The sequence below is a fragment of the Frankia sp. AgB1.9 genome (genome assembly GCF_016786355.1).
Classification (GTDB): Bacteria; Actinomycetota; Actinomycetes; order Frankiales; family Frankiaceae; genus Pseudofrankia.
This window is the reverse complement of the sequence record NZ_JADWYX010000023.1, coordinates 36,906-60,107: the sequence shown is the minus strand read 5'-3', so window position 1 is coordinate 60,107 and position 23,202 is coordinate 36,906. Positions and strand designations below refer to the sequence as shown.

General features: G+C 73.1%; 17 protein-coding genes. 8 read left to right on the top strand and 9 right to left on the bottom strand.

Translation table 11 applies throughout. From position 1 onward, the window contains the following. Nucleotides 1-82: 82 nt before the first annotated feature. Nucleotides 83-892, top strand: coding sequence for a class I SAM-dependent methyltransferase (locus I6A60_RS11295; protein WP_203018898.1), 810 nt, complete (start codon nt 83-85; stop codon nt 890-892). Nucleotides 893-939: 47 nt separating this feature from the next. Here the strand turns inward: I6A60_RS11295 and I6A60_RS11290 are convergent, their stop codons facing one another. Continuing rightward, complete coding sequence (locus I6A60_RS11290; protein ID WP_203018902.1) at nt 940-3,492, bottom strand: PKD domain-containing protein; 2,553 nt, start codon at nt 3,490-3,492, stop codon at nt 940-942. Between the two features lie 214 nt (nt 3,493-3,706). Here I6A60_RS11290 and I6A60_RS11285 point away from each other — a divergent pair, with 214 nt between their 5' ends. Together I6A60_RS11285 and I6A60_RS11280 are read left to right on the top strand one after the other, a co-directional pair. Then, the gene (locus I6A60_RS11285; RefSeq protein WP_203018904.1) at nt 3,707-4,039 is read left to right on the top strand and encodes a PadR family transcriptional regulator; all 333 of its coding nucleotides are present in this window, start codon (nt 3,707-3,709) and stop codon (nt 4,037-4,039) included. Beyond that, the gene (locus tag I6A60_RS11280) at nt 4,036-5,130 is read left to right on the top strand and encodes a hypothetical protein (protein ID WP_203018906.1); all 1,095 of its coding nucleotides are present in this window, start codon (nt 4,036-4,038) and stop codon (nt 5,128-5,130) included. The genes I6A60_RS11285 and I6A60_RS11280 overlap by 4 nt, the downstream gene beginning before the upstream one ends. Here I6A60_RS11280 and I6A60_RS11275 read toward each other — a convergent pair. The 3 genes from I6A60_RS11275 to I6A60_RS11265 form a co-directional block, all read right to left on the bottom strand. Continuing rightward, nucleotides 5,108-6,601 (bottom strand): MFS transporter, encoded by a 1,494-nt coding sequence (locus tag I6A60_RS11275; protein ID WP_238435231.1) that lies wholly within the window; start codon nt 6,599-6,601, stop codon nt 5,108-5,110. The genes I6A60_RS11280 and I6A60_RS11275 overlap by 23 nt on opposite strands. Before the next feature lie 125 nt (nt 6,602-6,726). Continuing rightward, nucleotides 6,727-8,049: a wax ester/triacylglycerol synthase domain-containing protein gene (locus tag I6A60_RS11270; protein WP_203018910.1), complete on the bottom strand. Its 1,323-nt coding sequence runs from the start codon at nt 8,047-8,049 to the stop codon at nt 6,727-6,729. 269 nt (nt 8,050-8,318) lie between these two features. Continuing rightward, nucleotides 8,319-9,569: a winged helix DNA-binding domain-containing protein gene (locus I6A60_RS11265; protein ID WP_307873636.1), complete on the bottom strand. Its 1,251-nt coding sequence runs from the start codon at nt 9,567-9,569 to the stop codon at nt 8,319-8,321. Nucleotides 9,570-9,776: 207 nt separating this feature from the next. Here I6A60_RS11265 and I6A60_RS11260 point away from each other — a divergent pair, with 207 nt between their 5' ends. Then, entirely contained in the window at nt 9,777-10,784 is a 1,008-nt protein-coding gene (locus tag I6A60_RS11260) for an acetamidase/formamidase family protein (RefSeq protein ID WP_203018912.1), read from the top strand. 57 nt (nt 10,785-10,841) lie between these two features. Here the strand turns inward: I6A60_RS11260 and I6A60_RS11255 are convergent, their stop codons facing one another. Next, nucleotides 10,842-11,891, bottom strand: coding sequence for a hypothetical protein (locus tag I6A60_RS11255; protein ID WP_203018922.1), 1,050 nt, complete (start codon nt 11,889-11,891; stop codon nt 10,842-10,844). 234 nt (nt 11,892-12,125) lie between these two features. Here I6A60_RS11255 and I6A60_RS11250 point away from each other — a divergent pair, with 234 nt between their 5' ends. Together I6A60_RS11250 and I6A60_RS11245 are read left to right on the top strand one after the other, a co-directional pair. Next, the gene (locus tag I6A60_RS11250; RefSeq protein ID WP_203018938.1) at nt 12,126-12,806 is read left to right on the top strand and encodes an acVLRF1 family peptidyl-tRNA hydrolase; all 681 of its coding nucleotides are present in this window, start codon (nt 12,126-12,128) and stop codon (nt 12,804-12,806) included. A gap of 468 nt (nt 12,807-13,274) precedes the next feature. Beyond that, entirely contained in the window at nt 13,275-13,532 is a 258-nt protein-coding gene (locus I6A60_RS11245; RefSeq protein WP_203018932.1) for a hypothetical protein, read from the top strand. A gap of 41 nt (nt 13,533-13,573) precedes the next feature. Here the strand turns inward: I6A60_RS11245 and rlmB are convergent, their stop codons facing one another. Continuing rightward, nucleotides 13,574-14,821, bottom strand: a complete 1,248-nt coding sequence (gene rlmB, locus I6A60_RS11240) for a 23S rRNA (guanosine(2251)-2'-O)-methyltransferase RlmB (RefSeq protein ID WP_203018950.1) — start codon at nt 14,819-14,821, stop codon at nt 13,574-13,576. 665 nt (nt 14,822-15,486) lie between these two features. Here rlmB and I6A60_RS11235 point away from each other — a divergent pair. Both I6A60_RS11235 and I6A60_RS11230 read left to right on the top strand, forming a co-directional pair. Beyond that, the gene (locus tag I6A60_RS11235) at nt 15,487-16,638 is read left to right on the top strand and encodes a PP2C family serine/threonine-protein phosphatase (RefSeq protein WP_203055605.1); all 1,152 of its coding nucleotides are present in this window, start codon (nt 15,487-15,489) and stop codon (nt 16,636-16,638) included. A 310-nt stretch (nt 16,639-16,948) separates the two neighbouring features. Next, nucleotides 16,949-18,298 carry an FHA domain-containing protein gene (locus tag I6A60_RS11230; RefSeq protein WP_203055604.1) on the top strand — a complete coding sequence of 450 codons (1,350 nt, stop codon included), beginning with the start codon at nt 16,949-16,951 and terminating at the stop codon, nt 18,296-18,298. A gap of 53 nt (nt 18,299-18,351) precedes the next feature. Here the strand turns inward: I6A60_RS11230 and cysS are convergent, their stop codons facing one another. From cysS to leuA, 3 genes are all read right to left on the bottom strand, one after another. Further along, a complete protein-coding gene (gene cysS / locus I6A60_RS11225; protein WP_203042420.1) occupies nt 18,352-19,878 on the bottom strand; it encodes a cysteine--tRNA ligase in 1,527 nt (508 codons plus the stop codon). A 131-nt stretch (nt 19,879-20,009) separates the two neighbouring features. Beyond that, nucleotides 20,010-21,041: a 3-isopropylmalate dehydrogenase gene (locus I6A60_RS11220; RefSeq protein ID WP_203022537.1), complete on the bottom strand. Its 1,032-nt coding sequence runs from the start codon at nt 21,039-21,041 to the stop codon at nt 20,010-20,012. A 223-nt stretch (nt 21,042-21,264) separates the two neighbouring features. After that, nucleotides 21,265-22,971: a 2-isopropylmalate synthase gene (gene leuA / locus I6A60_RS11215; RefSeq protein ID WP_203022541.1), complete on the bottom strand. Its 1,707-nt coding sequence runs from the start codon at nt 22,969-22,971 to the stop codon at nt 21,265-21,267. Nucleotides 22,972-23,202: the final 231 nt, after the last annotated feature.

The window sequence follows — 23,202 nt, the reverse complement described above, 5'->3', positions numbered from 1 at the left end:
TCTCATATATTGAGACGACAGTATTGACATATGGGATACAGTCGTCACTGGACAGCTCGATCGGCACCGGAAGGCGGACCAGATGACGACTCCGTCCAACACCTACACGCACGGCCACCACGAGTCGGTGCTGCGCTCGCACCGCTGGCGGACGGCCGAGAACTCGGCCGCGTACCTGCTGCCGGCGTTGCGGCCCGGGATGACCGTGCTCGACGTGGGCGCCGGGCCTGGCACGATCACCGCCGACCTGGCCGAACGCGTGGCACCGGGCCAGGTGACGGCGGTCGAGGTCAGCGAGTCCGTGCTCGACCTCCCCAGGGCGGAGGCGGCCCGACGCGGCGCGCGCAACATCACCTTCGCGGTCGCGGACGTGCACGCTCTGCGGTTCCCGGACGACTCGTTCGACGTCGTGCACGCCCACCAGGTCCTCCAGCACGTGGCCGACCCGGTGCTGGCGCTGCGTGAGATGCGCCGGGTCTGCCGGCCGGGCGGCGTGGTCGCCGTCCGGGACAGCAGCTACAGCGATTTCGACTGGACGCCGCGTCCGCCCGAGCTGGACGAGTGGCTGGACCTGTACCTGCGCGCGGCCCGGGCCAACGGCGGGGAACCCGACGCGGGACGGCACCTCGCCGGCTGGGCGCGGGAGGCGGGCTTCACCGACGTCACGGCGACCACAGGTCACTGGCTCTACGAGTCCGACGCCGACCGGCGCTGGTGGGGCGAGATGTGGGCCGAACGAATCCTGCGCTCCGACATGGCCGGCCAGGCGCTGGCACGCGGCCTGGCCAGCCAGGAGGACCTGGAGCGGATCTCCCGGGCGTGGCGGGACTGGGCGGCCACCCCGGCGGCGGCGATCACGATCCCGCACGGCGAGGTCCTCGCGAGGTCCTGACCCTCCTCGCGAGGACCTGACCAGGCCAGCCCATAGCCAGGGCCCCGCTATGGGCTGACGGTTACCGCGAGCGGGTCGGAGTCCGCGCGGTTGCCCGCGTTGTCGTAAACCTGGACCGAGTATTTCCAGGTGCCGGCGGCGTCGGGCGTGGCGGTGCAGGTTGCCGTCGCGCCGCACAGACTGGTGCCGGCGCCGCTGGGATTGGCCATGTACCACGAGTACATGCCGTCGCTGCCGTGGACGCCACCGGTCGCCGTAAGGGTCACGGACTGGCCCAGAGTGATCGATGTCGAGCTTGCGGTGACCTGTAGCGGTGGCGGGGGCGACGGGTCAGTGACGGTGATCGTGACGAGGTTCGAGCCCGCATAGGGATCGATCTCCGACCAGTGCGCGGAGATCGAGGTCGTCCCCGTGCCCCAGGTGGACGTGTAGGGGTTGGGCTCATGGATGTTGTGCCCGATGTTCCCGCTGGTGGAGGGTCCGGCGTACTGGGCACCGAAATTCAGGTCGAGGCCTGCGCCGGCACAGACGCCGGTGCCCGTGAGCGTCACGGACTGCCCGACGGTCACCGACGTCGCGCTCGCGGCGAGGTGCAGCAACGTAGCCGTGGCGGTCGCCTTCGCTGAGGCACCGGTCGCGTCGGCGATCGTCACGGTCACCGTGAACGGTCCAGTGTCCGAGTACCCGTGCTCCACGGTCGCCGCCGAGGCCGCGCCGGTTGTCGTCCCGTCACCGAAGTCGAACGCATAGGTGAGGGGCCCGGAGCCGCCCGTCGATCCGGAGGCGTCGACCGTGACGTTCGCGCTCTCCTGGGTACAGCTGCCCTTGTCGGCCGACAGTACGGCCCTCAACGGGGACTCGGGCTTCGTCGTAGTCGGGGGCGTCGTGACGGGCGGAAGTGTCACCGGCGGAGTTGTCACGGGCGGCGTCGTCGCGGGCGGCGCGTCGGGCGCGACCACCGTGACGCTGGTGACCGGCGCGGCCGAGGTGCCGTCGGCGAGTCGGACGGCGGCCGACACCGTGTAGACGCCGCTCGCCGACCAGGCGTGCGCGACCTGGGTGCCCGTCGCCGAGCCGCCGTCGCCGAACGACCACGACACCTGCGCGAGCTTGCCGGCCGTGACCGTCCCGTCGGCGGCGACAAGCACCGCCTGCATGGTCAGTGCCGTGCCGACCCGAGCCTGCGGCGCGGAGACCGCGATCCGCACGGTCGGCGCCCCGCCGGCGGCCGGCGGGCCGGTAGTGGTCGGGGCGGTGGGCGCTGTCTGGCCCTCGTCCGGCGCGTTCGGGGCCACGGGTCCGACGTCCACGGACGGGATCGTCGTCAACGGAGCCGTCGGCCGCTCGGGCCGGGTGCCGGCGGCGCGAGTAGGCACGGCGGTGGGCTGGGCGCCTGGCCCCGAGCCGGTGCCACCGGTCGGCGGCTGGGTGCCACCCGCTCCGTCACTCGGGAGGTGGCCGGAGAGGCTTGCCGGACCGCCGGGAGCGGTGCCGACCGTGGCCGGGCTGTACTTCTCGATCGGACGGATCGCCCCGTCGAGCGAGATCACCCCGGCCTTCGCCGTCGCGGGATCGTTGTAGAACACGACCGTGCCCTCGTCCTGCAGCTCGAACGACGTCGAAGGCGGCATCACCGTCGGATCGGCGATCACCCGCCCGGCGGTCACGTCGACGACCAGCACCTGGCCTGAGGTGTAGTCGGGGACGAACACTCGGCCCGCGGCCTCGCGCGGCTGCCCGAGCCGATGCCCAGCCACCCCGAGGTTGACCGCGTCGCCGCAACGCCCGGTCGCCAGGTCGCTGACCAGCAGGACGCCACGGCTCCCACTGACGGCGTACACCACAGGCCGCTCCGCCGAGCCGACGACGTGGACGCTGGAGTCGGTGGCGGCGACGTCCACGCAGGTCCCGGCCCCGGTGACCCCGTGGGAGCCGAGCCTGAGCACCTGGCGGGCGGTCAGGTCGACCGCGACCGGCAGGCCGGCGGCCGTGACCAGCGTGGTGTGAGCCGGGTCGACGGCGTGCCGCTCGATCGTCGTGCCCGAACCGTCCACCCGTTCGAGGTCGCCCGTGGTCGCGCCGACGGCCCACAGCACGTCGGCCCCCTGGGTGACGATCCCGCCGGCGGTCACCTTCGCGGACAGCGAGTAGGTCTGGCGCACCGCCAGCGTCCGTGGGTCCAGCAGGCTGACCAGGCCGGTCGGCTGATCGACGGCGAACACCGTCTGGCCGGCCGGGTAGACACCCAGTGCTTCGCCCGGCTTCCCGAACGTCGAGGGCGCGGAGACCCGGTAGGTAGCCCCGTCGATCCGGCGAAGCTTGCCGGTGGCGCTGTCCGCGACGAACTCGCCGGCCCCTGCCTGGGTTCCCGTCAGCGCGCCGACGCCGAGCTCGACGTGCGTGACCACCGCCCCGCTGTTCCCGTCGACCAGCGCGGCCTCACCGACCGCCGGGGACAACAGCCAGGCGGAGACGTCGTCCAGGCTCACGGACCGCGCCGCGACTCCCTGCGCGGACCCGGCCACCAGGGCGGCCACACCGGCGACCACCAGAGCCACCAAGGCCGCCGGCCCCGCCCAACGCCGCACCCGCGTGCTCATCGCGGCACCCCGGCCGGCACCGCAACCCTCACCGTGATCAGCAAGACGACCGCCTCGAGACCGCACAGCCCAGGGCCGGGGCGACACCCCCGTGCATCGCCCGCCACAGTCTTGCAAATTGCACGCCACTTGGCGAGAAGTGGTCAGGTCCGGATCCACGGTTGCCTAATATCCTGGCAACCGATATATATCTGCCATGACTACCGGGCGAACCATGACCGAGCCCGCCTTCTTCGTCCTGACCGCGCTGGTCGGGGCGCCCAGGCACGGCTACGGCATCGTCGGCGAGGTCAGGGACCTCTCCCAGGGCAGGGTGCAGCTCAAGGTAGGCACGCTCTATGGGGTGCTGGAGCGCCTCGTCGCCGACGGTCTGGTCGCGCTGGACCGGGAAGAGGTCCAGCAGGGCAGGCTGCGCCGCTACTACCGGCTGACCGAGCCGGGAAGCGAGGCGCTGGCGGCGGAGGCCGGCCGGCAGGAGGCCAACGCGCAGGTCGCCTCGCGACGGCTGCGCGCGCTGCGGCCCGCGGGCACCGGTGGGTCCGCGTGACTCCGCTCGAACAGCGCTACCGCGCCGTGCTGAGGGTCCTCCCCCGCAGCTACCGACAGCTGTGGGAAGACGACATGGTCGCCACCTTCCTGTCCAGCGTGACGGACCTCGACGACCCCGACGTCGCGGAGTTCGCCCTGCCGAGCTGGCCCGAGGTCGGCAGCGTCGTCCTTCTGGCTGTCCGGCTGCGCGTCGACCTCGTCCGTTCCCGGCTGGGCGGAGCCGGAGCATCTCCCACGAGCGTGGTCTGGGGGGACGCGGTCCGGCTGATCGCCCTCGCGGGACTTCTTGTCCACGCCGTCATCGCGACGCTGAACGTGCTGAGCCAGCTTTGGGTCAACGACCGGATTCCCGGGTTCGCGCCACCGGCTGGCTACCCGGTCGCGTTCGGTATCCACATCGGCTGGCGCGAGCAGTGGAACGCCGGGTTCGTCTGGATTCCCGCGTTCGGCGCGGTCCTGCTCGGATACCGGCGGATCGCCCGAGGGCTGGGCCTGATCGCCGTCCTGCCCGCCGCGACGCACGTCCTCGCCGACGCGTGGACGTTGCGCGACGGTCAGCCGACGGTCGACGTCCAGGCGAGCGCGCTCGCCGCCTCGATCCTGCTCAAGGTCGTCCCGGTGGTGGCTCTGGTCGCCGGTCTTCACCGCGACGCCCCGCCAGTCCGCCGTCCCGTGCGGTGGATGGCCGCGTATGTCGCGCTGCTCGCCGGCACGATCGGCGCCGCGGCCGCCCGCCTCGGCGGTGGACTCCTCGTCGACGAACCGGCCATCTACACGGCCGCGTTCCTGGCGGCCGCGGCCATCCATCTCAGCAGCCGCGTGCGCCGGTCCGCGGGTCAGGGCGCGGCTTCGGCGCTGGCCCTTGCTCTGATCGCGCCGGTGGTGCTGGCGACGCGGACGGCAAGTCTGCTCTGGACGCGCCTGACGCCCGCCGACGCCACTCGCTCCACCCTGACGACGCTCGGCCTGACGCAGGTCACGATCGTGCTGGTCGTCGCGGTGCCACTCGCGCTTCTCGCCGCGCGCTCGCTGCGCCGGCTACGCCGGTCGCCCGCCCCGACGACCGCTAGTGCAGCGCGACAGGACTGACGTCGTCTGAGCGGCGCGGCCGAGGGAGGTAGAAGGCGGCGAACGTCGAGAGGCCAGCAAGCACCGTGATGAGCAGGGCAACCGTGTGCAGCGCCGGAACCGCTCCAGCGTGGGCGGCCCGGCGGGTGAACAGCGTCGCGACGAGACCGATCCCGAACGACCCGAGGATGCGCTGCACGACGTTGAACGCGGTGTTCGCGTCCGCCTGCTGTTCCGGCCGCAACGGCTCGGTCGCCACGAGCACCAGCGGGGTGATGGTGAGGCCGACCGCTCCCGCGCGGGCCGCGAGGATCAGCGCGGTGAGCCACAGCGGGGTCTCGTCGCCGAGGACGAACAGCCCGGCGCTCGCCACGACCAGCAACGCGAAGCCGCCGAGCACGGTCGGCCGGACGCCGATCTTCTCGCCCGCGCTCGCGCCGGCCAGCGTGCTCAGCCCGGTCACGATCCCCTGCGGCAGCAGCGCGACGCCGGTCATCAACGCGGAGTGGCCCTGCGCCGACTCAAGGAAGACCGGCACGACGAACACGATCGACCACGCCGCGACCGACGCCGTCCCACACAGCGTGAACGCCAGTGCCACGCTGCGGTCGCGCAGGATCGAGAGGTCGAGCGCGGGGTGCTCCACGCTGCGCGACCGCAGCGTGTAAAGAACGAGGACGGCCACGCCACCGATCACCGGCCCCCAGGTCATGGGCGGTGTCCACGAGCCCCGGGTGATGCGGTCGACGCCGTAGAGCACGCCGACCAGCCCCGCGACGAGCAGGAGCAGTCCGACCGGGTCGGGCCGGGCGGCGGGCTGCGGCGGGGGGCTGACACCGGCCGGCAGCCGGCGGGCCGCGGCGATGGCCAGCGCGCCGATCGGCACGTTGATCAGGAACAGCACCCGCCAGCCGTCCCCGCCGCTCACGGCGCCCAGCAGCAGGCCGCCGAGGCTCGGGCCCAGCGCAGGGCCGAGGAAGAGCAGGATGCCGGCCGCCGGGGACATCCGGCTCTTCGCCCCGCCGGATCCACCGAGCAGCATCGACATCGCCAGCGGGACGAGCGGCGCCCCGGCCAGGCCCTGCAGCACCCGGGCGGCGATGAGAGTGCCCGCGCCCGGCGCGGCCGCGCACAGCGCCGACGTCACGGTGAACGCGGCGAGGAAGCCGGTGTAGGCGGGAATGGTGCCGAAACGCCGGGCGAGATACGAGGTGAGCGCGAGCCCGGCGCCGAGGGCGAGCAGGTAGCCGCTGATGATCCACTGAACCGTCGGCAGCGCCGTGTGGGTCTGGCGGGAGATCGGCTCGACGGCCACGTTGACGATCGACGAGTCGAGCATCGTCAGCAGCGGGCCCGCCAACAGCGCGTACTGCGCGCTCGGGCCGAACCGCGCGGTCTTGCCCGCCACCTCGCCCGCGCTGGACTCCACCAGGCCGGGATCCACCGCTCTCGACTCCATTGCGTCGGCCTTCGTCGCCGTGGACCCCGCCATTCTGGACTCCACGACCACGTCCCGTCCCTCCTCGACAAGCGGCGCAGAACGGTCGGTCCCGCCCCTCGGATACTCGCAGGTGGCTCAAACCGGGACAGAACCGGCCGACCAGCGCCCCATCCGGATCAGCGGGGCTCCAGCCCGCCAGCCAGCGTAGGCAGGTGCTGGTCCGGTACCGGGACGATGCCGGCGGCGCGCTCCAGGTTCTCGATCTCCGTCAGCCACAGACCGGCCAGCTCGGCGCCGCGTGGCGCCGGCACGGTGAAGCCGACGGTGGCCGTCCGTCCCAGGCCACCAAGCGTGACGAGCACCTGCCGGCGCCCCTCGCGCACGGCCGGCACCGGCAGCGCAGCGGTGACCGGGGCTCCGGCGACCGTCAGCGGCCCGGGAATCGGGCCCAGGTTCGTCGTGTTGACCGCGGCCCGGCGGAGCTCCTGACCGCCACCGATCGTCGCGTGCCCGAAACGGCTGGGCACCCGGTCAGACCAGAAGCGCTCGGCGAGGGCCGCGTTCGAGTCCCCCTTGTAGTACGAGGTCTGCTCGCGCATCATCGCGAACCGCTCGGACGCGGGGGCGGGCTCTGTCGGCAATGCGACTCGGGTGGCCACGAAGGCGTTGCCGAGCACGGCTCGCTCCGCGGGCCGCCGAGTGCTGACCGAGAGCACCGCCTGCACCGGCCGCCCGCCCACTGGAGCCGACCAGGCGCCGAGCGCCCCGCCCACGGTGACCAGGTAGACGTCGTTGACGGAGCCTCCGTAGGCCTTGCCGAGCGCGCGCAGCCGCTCGATGTCGGTATGCGCCCAGTGCACGGTGCAGGTCCCGTCGCTCGGCTCGGTGAGGGCCGCGGGCGCACCGGACGGCCCAGACCAGGTGGTGGCCTGGCGCACCGCGGCCGACGCCAGCGTGCGGGCCGTCAGCCTCCCGTTACGCACCCAGGGCGCTGGCGCCGTCTGGTCGCCGAACAGGCAGGTCAGCACTCGGGTCTGCGACAGGCCGTCCACCCAGACGTGGCTGGAACGGAAGAAGACGTGGACATCATCGGCGCCGGGGCTGGTGACCAGGCCGACCTCCCACGCCGGCCGGTCCAGTGGCGTCACCATCGAGGACAGCCGCGCGGCCATCGCCCTCAGGTCGTCCTCGGTCGCGTCCACCGGCAGCCGGTACTCCCGCACCTGGCTGGCCACGTCGATCCCGCCGCCCGGCTCCCAGCGCGGGGCGCGGCCACGGCGTTCGACCAGGCGCTCGGTGAGCGCGGGAAACGCCTCGACGCGCTCCAGCACCGCGGCCCGCACCGCGTCGAGATCCGGCGCGCCGGACACGCGCAGCAGGTAGCAGGTGACGCTGACCGGCCGGGACGGATGGGCCCGCTGGAAATCGAGCATGTAGCGGTCCATCCGGCTCAGCGGCCGGCCTCCCGCATGCATGTCGACCATCGACTCAGAGCGCACACCGGCCTCCTCGTTCCGAGACGCCGGCGCTGGCCGGCGCCAGGCCCATCCGGCAGCAGGGAGGACCACGTCCCGGTATCGGACAGGAAATGACGCTGGGTCGGTAACACCCTGTATGGGCGGTAACCTCAGGGCCGCACCCTACTGGTGGGCCGACGACTGGCCGCGAGGTGGCGGCCAAGACCGCCCCAAGGTGCCGACGGTTGCGGCCGTCGGTAGTAGGGCCGCCACCCCCGGTGCAGACGCACCCCCACCGGGAGGCCCCTGGGTCAGCGGGCCCCGGGCGGATCGCCGGCAGCCGGGCCCGGGCCGGCAGCGAAGAAACGTTGGACGTCGGCCGATTCCGCCCGCAGGGCCAGCTCGACGGCCGCGGGCAGCGGCTCGAACATCGCGAGGCTCACCTGGCCCGCCGGCATCGTCCAGGTGCCCGCCGCCCGGCCAGCCACGAGGGCAATGGCCCGGAAGATGCCATTGACGGTGACGATCGAGCGGTACGGCCCGGTCACCCACTCGCGGGCCGCCCAGCCGTGCAGGATCGGATCGAACGGGCCGAGCAGCCGAGTGGGCAGAGAATCCGGGCTTACCTCGTCCCAGGGCACGTCGCCCAGACCGTGCGGGCGGCCAGCCAGGTCCGCCAGACCGGCGCCGGCCGGCTCGGTTCGGCCGGAGCTGGCGGCGAGGGCCAGCCCACGCCGCGCGTCGGTCAGCGGCAGGCCGGACCAGGCCGCCAGATCGCGGTCGCCGGCCGGGCCGTGAGCGGCGAGATAACGCACCGTGAGTCGCGCCAACACCGTGTCGCGGTCGCTCTCGGATCCGCCTGCCTCGTCCGCCACGGGCACTGGCGTCCAGGAGTCACCGACGCCGGCCAGCGGCGCCGCGTCGACTGCCACCGAGGTCACGGCCACCGGGGTCACGGCCACCGAGGTCTCGGCCGCCGTGCCGAGCCAGTCGCGGACCAGGACGTAGGCCTGATCGGAACCGACGATCGGGCCGCGGACCAGCAGCCCGCGCAGGCTCGCCAGTCCCAGGATGTGGATGAGCGCCTGCCCGACGACCGGGACACCAGCAGCGGCGAGCCGGTCCCGAAGCTGGGCCCGCGACAGTGGGCCGTCGTCGGCCAGCGCCCGTTCGACGAGAGCGACGCCGCGCTCGGCCTCGGCGGGCGACACGCCCTCCTCGCCAAGCCGGCGGCGGACGTTCACCTCCTGGCGGGACGCGGTCAGCGCGTGCAGCCAGCCGTAGTCCTCGGCCCGGACCAGGTGCAGGGTGCCCCGGTTCAGCCAGGTCACGACGAGTCGGCGTTCGGCGAAGGCACGGTCGACGTCCGCGACGGTCAGCCCGGCGGCCCTGGACCGGATGGCGAGGCGCAGCCCGCGCAGGTCCTGCGCCTGCACCGCGAGCACCTGCCCGACGACCTGGACGACGGTCTGCACCCGCTGCGCGGCCGTGGGCCGGGCCGGCAGCGGGCTGGCCAGCAGCTGCGCGGCCACTCGCCGCATCGCGACGTCCGATGGGATCACCACGCCAGCATGCCGTGCACCCCCGACAGAACCGGCGGCCCGGCGACCGTCGGTCCATCCGGACCGACCGCTGAACCCGCGCCGGAGCGCCCGCCATTGGGAAGTTCGTAGCGGGACCGTAACGGCGGAGTCCTAGATTCGGGCGGGCGCTGCCGAGCTGGCCGGATGCCACCGGAGGCGGGGCGCCTGGACGCAGGGAGGCCGACCGTGGAGGTCGTCGAGTTCCGGCCGGAGCCCGCGCAGTTCGCGTGGACCTTCGGCGGGGTGGCCCCGATCCGGACGGTGAAGCCGGGCACCGTGCTGCGGCTGTGGACCGAGGACGCGTTCGGCGGACGCCTGCGCACGACCTCCGACCTGCCGAGCAGTTCGCTGACGATGCCGTTCGTCAACCCGCAGACTGGGCCGTTCTATGTCGTGGGCGCCGAACCCGGCGACACGCTCGTGCTGCACCTGGTCGAGCTCACCCCGTCCCGCGGCTGGGGCGCGTCGACGACGATCCCGTTCTTCGGGGGCCTGACCGGCACGGACCGCACCGCCACGCTCGCGCCGCCGTTGCCGGAACGGACCTGGATCTACGAGGTCGACCAGGCGAAGAGCACGGTCACGTTCACCGCCCTGTCCAGCGACTTCCAGGTTGATCTGCCGATGTCGCCCATGCTGGGCACCGTCGGAGTAGCACCGGCCGCGATGGAGGCGAGATCGGCGCTGGTCCCGGACCGGTTTGGCGGGAACATGGACACCCCGGAAATGCGGGCCGGTGCGACCTGCTATCTCGGAGTCAACGTCGATGGGGCGCTGTTCTCGATCGGAGATGGGCACTACCGGCAGGGTGAGGGCGAGGCCTGCGGCACGGCTGTAGAAGGCGCGATGGACGTGACGCTGATCGTGGAACTCGTCAAAGGCCGGGCGCCACTCTGGCCGCGGCTGGAAAGCGACACGCACTTCATCACCGTCGGCTCCAGCCGGCCGTTGGAGGACGCCTGGCGGATCGGCCAGGTGGAGATGGTCACCTGGATGTCGGAGCTGTACGGGCTGGAGACGCTCGACAGTTATCAACTGCTCAGCCAGATCAGCGAGGCCCCGCTGGCCAACGTGGTCGACGTCAACTACAGCGCGCTTGCCAAGATCGCCAAGGCCTACCTGCCGCCGGTCGCCGCCTACGACGGGATGCACAGCTATCTCCGCGACCTCGCGGCGCGGATCCCGCCGTTCTGAGTTCCGGCTGCCAGCAGCGAGGCGGCTCTCTTAGCCCGGTTGGGTCAGCTTGGCGGTTCAGCAGGGGCGCACGCCCACGACGGCGAGCAGGAGCGTCGTGATCGGGCCGCCCCGGTAGCACCGTGGAGCGGTCGGCGTGGCCCCCGGCGACGAGGGCGGCGCGGCACTGGCGCCGGACGACGGACGGGCCGAGGCGCCGGCCGTCGATCCAGCGGTGGTCCGGGCGACATCGGGCGTCGGCGTGGTGGCGAGGTCGGGGGTCGCGCCCACGCCCAGGCCCTGCACGGGTTCGGCCTGGACGCCCGACACCTGCTCGGCGCCCTGCCCGCCGACCGGTCCGCTCCCGCCGGCACCGGCACCAGCACCGTCACCGGCCAGGCTTCCCGGGCCGTCGGCGAGTGCGAGGCCACCCGGCGCCAGGTTGACGCCGCCGGTCTGCCCGGCGCTGCCACGTCCCTCGGTGGCGCCGGTCCGGGAGCCGGAATGGTGGCCGAAAAGGACGATCGCGAGGGCCGCCACCACCAGCAGCAGCACCACGGCGCCGGCCACGGCAGCCAGCGGAGCCCGCCCGATGCGACGGCCATGCGTCCCGTGGGCCGGAAGGACACGCCCGAGGCGGCTCGGGGCCGCCATCACCGTCACCTGTGCGGTCAGACGCTCAAGCCCGGTCCGCCAGGCCGGTCGCGGTCGATGCCGCCGCCGAACCGTCGCCGCGGCCGGGCGCGGGACCGGGCCCGTCGCCGCGGCCGGTGGCGTCGGGTGTGGCGTCGGATGATCGGTGCCCGGCTGGGGCGGGCGGCCGGCGACGGGTTCGTCGGCCACGGGTCCGGCGGCGGCGCGCAGCCGTTGGGCGATCGCGTCCAGTTTGGCGGCGTCGATGATCTCGACGTCCTCGGCGGAGCGGGCGACGGCCGGATCCCACGGCTCGTCGACGATCTCGGCGTCCCAGACCTCGATGTCCGGATCGGGGCCGGCTCGATAACCCCGGGCGCGGCTGGCTGAGGCCGCGCCCAGTGGGCGACCGGGGGCGCCTTCACGCGCGCCGTCCTGCCGCCAGGGCCGGCCAGACTGCCGGTCGGCGGTGCCGCTGCCATTTCCGTGACCCATACGTCCCCGCCCCGGCGTCGCGGTCGAGCGGGTGGTGCGCCTCAGCGTTCGACTGGTGCGCGACCAAAGGGGACAGTTCCCGTGACGTCCGACGCCCTGTGATCCGGTGGCGATTTCAGGCGAAGACTATGAGTCGAAAGTCCCGTCCACCACAAAAATAGGACAATTCGACAGCTTGACAGGTCGCGGTCCAGGCAGGTGGCCGGCACGGCCCTGGTGCTGGTCGGTCAAGATGTGGCAGTGAGCCCTGGACTTCCCGCCGCCGGCGGCGGGCGCTGGGTGAACGTCGCGCCCGAGCGGGTGGCCGGCTGGCTGGACCGGTTCGCCGAGCGACACGGTTCGCTGACCTGGACGATGTCGCCGGTGACGATCATCGCCACCGCCGCGGACGGCGCCGTCGCCGACTGCCAGGTCCCCCTTCCGCCCCTGACCGTCGAGCCGGGCGCGACACCCGGGGCGGCACTGGCCGCGCACGCTGGCGTCGAGCGACGGGTCGGCGTGCTGCTGGTTCGGCTGGGCGGGTATGCGGCCGGGGTGTTCGAAGGCGAGCGCCTGGTGGCCTCGAAGGTCGGCTCCCGGCAGGTCCACGGGCGCAGCTCCGCGGGCGGCTGGTCGCAGCAGCGGTTCGCCCGCCGCCGCGAGGGGCAGGTCCGAGTGGCGCTCGGCGCGGCCGCGGACACAGCCGCCGGGTTGCTGCTGCCCGCGGTCCCCGGGCTCGCCGCCGTGATCGTCGGTGGCGAGCGGCGAGCGGTCGGGCAGGTTCTCCAGGACGCACGGCTCGCGCCGCTGCGATCGCTGGTCGCCGACCCGTTCCTGACAGTCCCCGACCCGCGCCGCCGGGTGCTCGAGGACGCGCCAGCCCAGTTCCGCTGCGTCCGCATCCGCGTGGCCGAGCCGCCGGCGGCTGGCGCCTGACCGCTCGACCAGGCCACCGAGACCGAACGGGCAATTTGCCCGGGTCGAATGCATTAGCCCTGGATTGGCAATTGATCTATGACGGTTGTCACGTTCTTCGACAATGCGCGACGGAGCCGGCGCGCCACGGAGAATGGCCCATCGGGACCACCACCGGCAGTGGCCGGGAATGCGAAAACAAAGCACCCGGCCACGGTCCGCGCCGGATTCCGGTTATTCCCCCAGGGCGACGTGGGGAATCAACCGTTCGCCATGACGTGATGTGAGTCACCACAGACCTCTGGTTTTGCCCGGCGGAATTCGTCCGGCATCGTGAGACGCGTGGTGCTCGGCACCCAGCTCCCCCGAGGTGCGGGTACGCATGATCCGAGCCAGCCGTGGCCGTGAGAGGCGCTACGCGCGCCAGCCGCGGGCGGTCAGCGGGCCGGGATCGCCGGCGCATTCCTGTAGCCGTGGAAAGGAATCTTCGTGTCCAGTGCAATGAAACGCCTCTGTCGACGGGCCCGCGTGGCCGTGCTCGCCTCGGCGGTCGTAGCCAGCGTGAGCGCCGGCATGGCCGCGGCCACACCGGCCAGTGCCGCCGTCTCCGCGCCGCGCATGCTCTCGGCTCTCGTCGCCTGCCAGTCGGGCGCCAACCCGGGTGTGATGACCCTCAGCGCGGCTCAGCAGGAGGCCGACGCCACCTCCGGCGCCGCCCACCACCCCTGCTGGAACAACGGGTCCTAACCGTCCGGCACGGTTCGGCACCCGCCGTGCCGCCGCCGACGTCAGGACGTCTGGCGGCGGCGGCGAGCGATCTCGGCGAGAGCTACGCCGGCGGCGACACCCGCGTTGAGCGACTCGACCTCTCCGGCCATCGGAATCCGGACCAGCAGATCGCAGTTCTCCCCGACCAGCCGGGACAGGCCACGACCCTCCGAGCCGATCACGAGCACGATCGGGTCGGTCGCGGCCGCCAGGTCGTCGAGGCTGACGTCCGCGTTCGCGGCGAGCCCGACGACGACCAGGCCGCCGTCGGCGTAGGAGCGCAGCGTCCGGTTCAGGTTGGTGGCCCGGGCCACCGGCAGCCGCGCCGCGGCGCCAGCGGAGGTCTTCCAGGCCGCGGCGGTCATCCCCGCGGCGCGCCGCTCGGGCACGACGACGCCCTGCGCTCCGAACGCGGCAGCTGAGCGGACGACGGCGCCGAGGTTGCGCGGGTCGGTCACCCCGTCGAGCGCGACCAGCAGGCCCGGGTCGGTCGCCCGCGCCCGCTCCAGCAGGTCGTCGGGGTGCGCGTAGCGGAACGGCGGGACCACCAGCGCTAGCCCCTGGTGCGGCGCCACCCCGCAGATGCGGTCCAGCTCGAAGCGACCGATGTCCACGACCGCCATGCCGGCACGGCCGGCGAGCCTGCGGGCCTCGGTCAGCCGCTCGTCGAACTCGAGTCCCCCGGCGACGTACAGCGTCGCGGCGGGGATACCGGCCCGGAGCGCCTCGACGACCGCGTTACGCCCGACGACGAGTTCGTCGGTCTCCCCGGGGCGCCGGCCAGCTGGCCCGCCGCGCCCGGTGGTGGTGGCCCCGTCACGCTGACCGGTGTAGCCCGCCCGCGGAGCCGCGTCACGCGGACCGGCGTAGCCCGCACGCGTCGGAGCCCCGTCACGCTGACCGGTGTGGCCGGCCCGCGTCGGAGCGCCGTCACGCTGACCGGCGTTGCCCGCACGCGTCGGAGCCCCGTCACGCTGACCGGTGTGGCCCGCCCGCGTCGGACCACCGTCGCGGGCGCCGGCCGGCCGCGCGGTCGACCCGGCACGGGTGCTCGTGCCCTCGGACCGCGCCGCGGCGTTCGCGCGGCGCTGCGCCGGATGGCCCTTGCGCATCTCGGCTGGCGGCGTCGCGCCCTTGCCCTCCAGAGCCCTGCGCCGCTGGCCACCGCTTCCGGCCGACGCGCCCTTGCGGTGCGAGCCGGCCTTCGCCGCCCGGCCGCCCTGGCCGCCGCGCGCCACGCCTCCCCCACCCCGCCGTGCCGTCGCCATCGTCGGGTCACCCTTCGTCGTCAAGCCTAGAAATCACAAGGCTACCCGGCCGGTCATCCGGGCCGCCCCGGCCGGGCCCGCGATCCGCGCCGGCCGCCCTCGGGCGGCCGGCGTCCGGCCTCGCGCGGCGCCGTGGCCCGGGGCATACCGGAGAAATTGCCTATCTCCGCCACGATCAGTAATCATTGGCGACATGCCAGCGCGGCCCGCGGGCCCACCGTCCGTCCACAGCGCACGTGTCCGTGGGCGCACGAACGAGCGTGACTGCACCGGGAAGCGGAACGAGACCGCGCTTGCATCAACGGATTCCCGCCGGTTGATCGCGGCCATCGACGGACCTGGGCCTATGCTGCGAAGATTCTCCCCTGACTGCCCCGGCTCCCCGGGCTGGTCGGAGAGACGCCGGATCAACCGCGACGGTCGGGAGGCACGACAATGGTGGCGCGCACGCCGTCTGGCCGCGGCGGGGGCCGGCCGCCGACGGCTTTGCCATCCCCCGCCCGGCCGCGCGGCATCTGCGCGCTGGAACTCCCGACCGTGAGATGCCAAGAGAGTCGACGTATGGGACGCCGGGCCGGGAACTCCTGCTCGCCGCGCCCCGGGCAGCCACACCGCGAGTCGCGGTGGGCCCCGGAGCGGCGCCTGGTCCGCCGATTGAGAACGGGATGACCGTGGAGCACGACGCCGCTGGAAGCTACGACGTCGGCGGATCCGGCTATCACGGCGGGTCCGGTTACGACGGCGGGTCCGGCTACGACCTGCCTGAACGCGGCGTGCCGGAGAGAGGACGGTCCCTGATCGACGAGCGCACGAACCGCTGCCCGCGCTGCGCCGTCGTCCTCTACGGCGACGCGCGGTACTGCGACTCCTGCGGCTTCGCGCTGCAGGGCCCATCAGTGGTCAGCGGCGACTCGGATCACCGGGAGAAGGACCTCGGCCAGATCGCCGGGGTCTGCGACCGCGGCGTGCGGCACGCCACCAACGAGGACGCCATGGGCGTCGCCGAGGTGTTCGGGACGATGATCGCCGTCGTCTGCGACGGCGTGTCGACGACGCCGGGCTCCGGCGAGGCGTCCGCCGCCGCCGCCGCCCCGGCGAGCACGCTCCTCGCCCCCGCCCCGCGCGCGCCCGGCCCCGGGCGGGCGGTCCCGGTCGGCCGGCCTGGTGACGTGCTCGACGTCCTGGAGCCGGGCGACGAGGACGACTACCACGACCCGGTGACGCTGCCGGCCACGGTGGTCGGCGGCTTCGGCCCGGAAGAGGCGGAGCTGGCGCTGCACCACGCGGTGCACGCGGCCCAGGACATGATCGCCCAGCTCAGCGCGGCGGAGGGCCGGATGGCACCGTCGTGCACGATCGCCGCGGCCATCATCTCGCCGCCGGTCGCGGGCGGCCCCCGGACGGTGACCATCGGCTGGGTCGGCGACAGCCGGGTGTACCTGCTGGGCCCACGCTGGTCGGAGCGGCTGTCCGCGGACGACACCTGGGCGGCGGAGGCGGCCCGCGCCGGCCTCATCCCGGCGTCCGAGGCCGAGACCCACCGCAGGGCGCACACGTTGACCCGTTGGCTCGGCGGCGACGCCGAGGACGTGGCCCCGCACACGGCCGTCTTCCCGATCGAGGCGCCCGCGACGATCCTGGTCTGCAGCGACGGGCTGTGGAACTACGCGTCCCGGCCCGACGTCATGGCGGCCATCGTCAACCAGCTGCCACCGGACGCGACGGCCGTCGAGGTCGGGCGCCACCTCATCGAGTTCGCGATCGACCAGGGTGGGCACGACAACATCACCGTGATCGCGGCACGCGTGGACCGTTGAGAGGCCAGTCACCCGGAGGTCACCTGCCCGGCTGTGCGGGTGAGCATGGGTGGGCCAGTGTTGGTCGCCGGAAGGCCACTGCGACACTAGAGGCCGTCCCCGCGGCTGACCTGGCGGCGTCCGTCACAAGGCCTGCGGGGGCTATGACATCTCAGCGGGCAACAAGGCAACCCGTCGGCTACTACAGATGCCGGTGCAGATCGACAATCCAACAACGGGTACGGTTCGTCAGAGGAATCGAGGTCGGCCAGAGTGACGGGGGCCTTCCCGTCGCAGGGCCGGCCAGGACCGTCCGGGTGAAGGTGATCAGGTGAGCGCACGCTGCCCGGAGGGGCACCTGTCCCAGGATCCCGACTACTGCGATCAGTGCGGCCTCCGCATCACGAGTGGTCAGGACAGTTACGGCTACCGGTCTGACGACCGTGGCGCGCCCGTCGGCTCCTACGGGGGCGGCTCGGGTCGCGGCGGCGGCAGCGGTGGCACTGGTGCCGGGTACGACCCCCTAGGCATCCGTCGCGGGGGTGAGCCAGCCGGTCGCGGTACGCCGCGCGGCGGCGACCCGTACGGCGGGGAGCAGCAGTACGACAGCGGTTTCGGAGCCGGCTATGACGACCGCCCGGCGCGGTCGTCCTATGGCGCCGAGTCCTACGACCAGAGCGGCTACGGGTCGTCTCGGGGCGGCGGCCGGGATGGCCGCGCCGCCGAGGGCTTCGAGGGCCGGGAGGCCGGCGGAGCTCGCGGCGGGCGGGACGACCCGGACGGCGGCTATGGCCGTGGCGGCCGGGACGGCGGTGGGCGCGGTGCTCCCGCCGATGCCGACGGTTACCAGTCATCGCGCGGCGGCCGGGACGACTTCGGCGGCCGTGGCGGCGACCAGTACGGCCGGGACGCTGGCGAGACCGCCTACGCGCGCGGCGACCGTGACGGCTACGGCGGCGGGCGCGGCGGCAGGGACGCGGCGGTCGCCGACGGCGGACGCGGCGGCCAGGGCTACGACTCCGACCCACTGGGCGTGGCCGACCGAGGGGGCGCCCGAGGCGACCGCGCGGCCGGCCGGTACCCGCAGTGCCCGAACTGCCGCGCCTACTACGAGCCCGGCGCTCGGTTCTGCGAGAACTGCGGCCTGGACTTCACCACTGGTCACATGCCGGGCCCCGGCCCGACCGGGACCGGCCGTCGCCAGACCGACCCGCCGGTCGACGGCGGCTACGGCGAGCCGGTCATCACCGGGAACGCGGCCAACTGGAACGGTGGGGGCGGCGCACCGGTCGCGACCACCTGGGAGGCCGTCGTCGAGGCCGAGCGGGACTACTACGACAGCGGCGACGACCACCGGGTCCCGTTCCCGTCGTTCTACCCGCGCCGGGTGTTCCCGCTGTCCGGGCCGCGGCTGCTGGTCGGCCGGCGCAGCGAGTCCCGCGGCATCCACCCGGAGATCGACCTGTCGGGCGCCCCGGAGGACCCGGGTATTTCGCGCGCGCATGCGGTCTTCGAGCGGCAGCCTGACGGCGGCTACGCGCTGCTGGACCCGGGCTCGACCAACGGCACCCGGCTGAACGACGAGCCGGAGCCGATCGAGCCCCATGGGCCGGTCCCGCTGCAGGACGGCGACCGCGTCTACCTGGGCGCCTGGACCCGCATCACCATCCGCGCCCGCTAGAGCCGAACCAAAAGGTTGAGGCCTCCACCCAGCTGGGTGGAGGCCTCAACCTTTTAAGCGAGGTGCCAGCGTTGGCCCTCACCGGTGTCGTCGACGATGACGCCGGCGTCGCGCAGGCGGTCGCGGATCGAGTCGGCCTCGGTGTAGTCGAGGCGGGCCCGGGCCGACGAGCGCAGGTCCCGCACGATCTCCATGACGCCGTCCAGCGCCGCACGCACCTGGCCACCGGCGGCCGGCCACTGCGTCACCGGGTCGAGCCCGAGGACGGTCAGCATCCGGCGCACGACGACCAGCCAGCCGGCGAGTTCCCCTCTGTGGGTCTTCGACAGCACGAGGTTCCCCTCGGCCACGGCGCCGAACAGCGCGGCGAGCGCACGGCTGACGCCGAGGTCGTCGTCCAGCGCGGCGGAGAAGGCCGCCCAGGCAGCCGCCGGGGACGCCACGACAGCCGGGGCCGCGCCGGCAGCGGGCCGGCCCGCTGGCCGGTTCTTCCCTCGCCCCTTGGCCGAGCGCGGCGCAGCCGCGGGGGGCGCCTCCGCGGCGAGTGAAGCGGCCTCCTCCGGGCTACCGAGGATGTCCAGGGCGTTGCGGACGAAGGTCTCCACCCGGCCGTACGCGGCGGCGGACTCGGTGAGCGCGTCGGGGCTGTACTCCAGCGACGAGCGGTAGTGCGCCGACAACAGGTGGTAGCGCAGTACCTGGGGGCGCACCTGGGACAGCGCGTCGGTGACGAAGAACGAATTGCCCAGCGACTTCGACATCTTGGTGCCACCGGTGGTCAGCAGCCCGGCGTGCATCCAGTACCGGGCCATCTCCGGCTCGCCGGCCCCGTCGTGGGACCGGGCCGCGGAGGCGCAGACCGTCTGCGCCCGCTCGTTCTCGTGATGCGGGAAGACGAGGTCCAGACCGCCGCCGTGGATATCGAAGACGTCGCCCAGGTACTTCCCGGCCATCGCCGAGCACTCGAGATGCCAGCCGGGCCGGCCGGAGCCCCACGGCGAGTCCCAGGCCGGCTCGCCCGGCTTCACCGCTTTCCACAGCGCGAAGTCGCGCGGGTCCTCCTTGCCGGCCTCGGCCTCCGCCGAGGCCTGCATGGCGTCGGGCCGCTGGTTGGAGAGGGCGCCGTAGTCGCCGAACCGGCCGACCCGGAACCACACCGAGCCGCTGCCCTCGTAGGCGTAGCCCGCCGCGATCAGGTCGGCGATCAGGGCGAACATCTCCGGGATGTGGCCGGTGGCCCGGGGCTGGATCGTCGGCGGCAGGATGCCGACGGCCCGGTAGGCGTCGTCGAACGACCTGGTCTCGCGGGTCGCGAGCTCCCAGACCGAGACGCCTTCCCGCTCCGCGTTGACGATGATCTTGTCGTCGATGTCCGTGACGTTCTGCACGTAGGTGACGGCGTAGCCGGACGCGAGCAGCCAGCGTCGCAGCAGGTCGAACGCGACCGCCGAACGCAGATGGCCGACGTGGGGAGCGGACTGAACCGTCGGCCCACACACGTAGACGCCCACGTGGCCGGGGCGCAGCGGCTCAAAAAGCCGCACGCGCCGCGTACGCGTGTCGTATAGGTGCAGGCTCATCTGTCAAGAGTACGGCGCTGGGGGGGGGGGGGGGGGGCCGCCCGCCCGCCGGCCCCCCCCGAGCAACAAGCTCGGCGCCGGCGGGCCGCACTGTCAGGTCGGTCTCAGCTGACCCGGGTCCAGGGCCGAGATCAGTTGGCGACGGCGCGCTGGGCCAGGTCCTCGCCGACCTCGCGGGTCGACAGCGGCTGGCCGGCGGACGCGGCGCGGGCGGCCAGCGAACCGGCGACCGCCTTCTCGACCTTGGCCGCCTCGCCGGACAGGCCCAGGTGGTCGAGCAGCATCGCGACCGACGCGACGGTCGCGGTCGGGTCGGCCACGCCCTTGCCGGCGATGTCGGGAGCGCTGCCGTGGACCGGCTCGAACATGCTCGGGTGCGCGCCGGACGGGTCGAGGTTGCCGGAGGCGGCCAGGCCGATGCCGCCGGTGACCGCGGCGCCGATGTCGGTGATGATGTCGCCGAACAGGTTGTCGGTGACGACCACGTCGAACCGGCCCGGGTCGGTGATGAAGAACATGCTGGCCGCGTCGGCGTGCTGGTACTCGACGGTGATCTCCGGGAACTCGGCCGCGACCTCGGTCACGGTCCGCGACCACAGGTCGCCGGCCTTCGTCAGCACGTTGTTCTTGTGCACGAGGGTGAGCTTGCGGCGCGGCCGGCGCTGCGCCCGGGCGAACGCGTCCCGCACGACCCGCTCGACGCCGAACCGGGTGTTGATGCTCTCCTCGGTGGCGATCTCGTGCGGCGTGCCCTTGCGCAGCACGCCACCGGCGCCGGCGTACGGCCCCTCGGTGCCCTCCCGGACCACGATCATGTCGATCGTCGGGTCGCCAGCCAGCGGCGAGGTGACCCCCGGGTAGAGCTTCACTGGGCGCAGGTTCACGTGGTGGTCGAGCTCGAACCGCAGCCGCAGCAGCAGGCCGCGCTCCAGGACGCCGCTCGGCACGTTCGGGTCGCCGACCGCCCCCAGCAGGATCGCGTCGTGCCCGCGCAGCTCGTCGAGGACTGTGTCGGGCAGCGTCTCGCCGGTCTCGTGCCAGCGACGCGCGCCGAGGTCGTACTCGGTGGTCTCCACCTTGTCGTGCACGGCGCGCAGGACCCGTAGCCCCTCAGCGACCACCTCGGGGCCGATCCCGTCACCACCGATAACCGCAAGCTTCATAGCAGCCGACTTTACCGGCGGCGCCCGGACAGCCGGCCGGACGCCGCAGCGGCCCAACAGTGCTCCTGGCTACACCGACGGTCGCTCGCCGGCAGAAGGCTCATGTCCAGACGCCCGTTGATCGAGCGCCTAGGTGGAGGTCTGCGTCCGGGCCCGGAACTGGCTGTGGCCGCCGTTGCCGGTCGGAACCGGTCACGGCGGCCACAGCCGCGCTGCTGTGCGGTCAGCTGGCGACGACCGGCGCGGTGCGGGCGCGGGCCGCGCGGTTGACGGCACTCACGACGGCCCGCAGCGAGGCCGTGACGATGTTCGGGTCGATCCCGACCCCCCAGAAGACCCGGGTGCCCTGGGCGTCCTCGACCGCTACCTCCAGGTAAGCGGCGGCCCGCGCGTCCGCGCCGGCTCCGATCGCGTGCTCGTTGTAGTCGTGGACCTTGACGCTCACGCCCCGGGTGGACAGCGCGTCGACGAACGCGTCGATCGGGCCGTTGCCCTTGCCGGTCAGCTCCTCCACGGCGCCGTCACGGCGGACCGAGACGGTCACCTCGTCCTGGGCGCCGCTGCCTGCGGTGGCGGCGAACTGCAGCACCTCAAGCGGCGCCGGGCCCGCCGTCTCGTCCAGGAAGTACTCGCGGCGGAACATCTCCCACAGCTGCGCGGCGGTGACCTCGCCGCCCTCGCCGTCGGTGTGCCGCTGGACGACCCCGGAGAACTCGATCTGCAGGCGGCGCGGCAGGTCCAGGCCGTGCTCGGACTTCAGCAGGTAGGCGACGCCACCCTTGCCGGACTGGCTGTTCACCCGGATGACGGCCTCGTAGGTGCGGCCGACGTCTTTCGGGTCGATCGGCAGGTACGGGACCTCCCAGACCCGCTGACCGGTCCGGTCCATCGCCTCCAGGCCCTTCTTGATGGCGTCCTGGTGGGAGCCGGAGAAGGCCGTGTAGACGAGGTCGCCGCCGTAGGGGTGGCGCGGGTGTACGGGCAGCTGGTTGCAGTACTCGGTGGTCCGGCGGATCTCGTCGATGTCGGAGAAGTCGATCTGCGGGTCGATGCCCTGGGAGAACAGGTTCATCCCCAGGGTTACCAGGCAGACGTTGCCGGTCCGCTCGCCGTTGCCGAACAGGCAGCCCTCGACCCGGTCCGCCCCGGCCATCACGCCCAGCTCGGCCGCGGCGACCGCGCAGCCGCGGTCGTTGTGCGGGTGCAGCGAGAGCACGACGGCGTCGCGGCGGGTCAGGTTGCGCCCGACCCACTCGATCTGGTCGGCGTAGACGTTCGGGGTCGACATCTCGACGGTGGCCGGCAGGTTCAGCACGACCGGGCGGTCGGCCGTCGGCTCCCAGACGTCCATCACGGCCTCGCAGACCTCGACGGCGTACTCCAGCTCGGTGCCGGTGAACGACTCGGGGCTGTACTGCCAGCGCAGGTCGGTGCGGTCGTCCAGCAGCTTCTCCGCGTACTGGACGGTCCAGCGGGCGCCCTGGACGGCGATCTCGGTGATGCCGGCCCGGTCGGAGTTGAACACGACCCGCCGCTGCAGCGTGGACGTCGAGTTGTACAGGTGCAGCAGCGCCTTGCGGGAGCCGACCAGGGACTGGACGGTCCGCTCGATCAGCTCCTCGCGGGCCTGGGTCAGCACCTGGACGGTGACGTCGTCCGGGATCCGCTCTTCCTCGATCAGCTGGCGGATGAAGTCGAAGTCGGTCTGGCTCGCGGCCGGGAACCCGACCTCGATCTCCTTGTAGCCCATCCCGACCAGCAGCTCGAACATCTTCAGCTTGCGCTCGGGGGTCATCGGGTCGACCAGGGCCTGGTTGCCGTCACGCAGGTCGACGCTGCACCACAGCGGGGCCTTGGTGATCTGGGCGCCCGGCCAGGTGCGGTCCGGCAGCGCGACCGGCGTGAACGGCCGGTACTTGTCGATGGGCATGCCGGAGGGAACCTGCGGATTGGTGATCACTGCATCTGCTTCCTTGTCGAGGCCCTCAGCCCTGAGGTGCCTGTGACATCCGGGTCCCGTACGGGCCGCGACGGGCGAAGTACGGGCCAGATGTGCTGACGCGCCAAGAACTCCGCGACGGGGAAGCCAGCCGGATGAGTCAGGCCCCGCCGCGGCGGATAAGGAGCAGGCCGCCAAGCCGTAGCTGCGTCAGCCCAAGGC

Excerpts from the sequence above, each read along its gene's own strand:
- I6A60_RS11295 (WP_203018898.1), top strand. The coding sequence starts at position 83 with ATGACGACTCCGTCCAACACCTACACGCACGGCCACCACGAGTCGGTG.
- I6A60_RS11290 (WP_203018902.1), bottom strand. The coding sequence starts at position 3,492 with ATGAGCACGCGGGTGCGGCGTTGGGCGGGGCCGGCGGCCTTGGTGGCT.
- I6A60_RS11285 (WP_203018904.1), top strand. The coding sequence starts at position 3,707 with ATGACCGAGCCCGCCTTCTTCGTCCTGACCGCGCTGGTCGGGGCGCCC.
- I6A60_RS11275 (WP_238435231.1), bottom strand. The coding sequence starts at position 6,601 with ATGGCGGGGTCCACGGCGACGAAGGCCGACGCAATGGAGTCGAGAGCG.
- I6A60_RS11255 (WP_203018922.1), bottom strand. The coding sequence starts at position 11,891 with ATGGGTCACGGAAATGGCAGCGGCACCGCCGACCGGCAGTCTGGCCGG.
- rlmB (WP_203018950.1), bottom strand. The coding sequence starts at position 14,821 with ATGGCGACGGCACGGCGGGGTGGGGGAGGCGTGGCGCGCGGCGGCCAG.
- I6A60_RS11235 (WP_203055605.1), top strand. The coding sequence starts at position 15,487 with ATGACCGTGGAGCACGACGCCGCTGGAAGCTACGACGTCGGCGGATCC.
- cysS (WP_203042420.1), bottom strand. The coding sequence starts at position 19,878 with ATGAGCCTGCACCTATACGACACGCGTACGCGGCGCGTGCGGCTTTTT.
- I6A60_RS11220 (WP_203022537.1), bottom strand. The coding sequence starts at position 21,041 with ATGAAGCTTGCGGTTATCGGTGGTGACGGGATCGGCCCCGAGGTGGTC.
- leuA (WP_203022541.1), bottom strand. The coding sequence starts at position 22,971 with ATGCCCATCGACAAGTACCGGCCGTTCACGCCGGTCGCGCTGCCGGAC.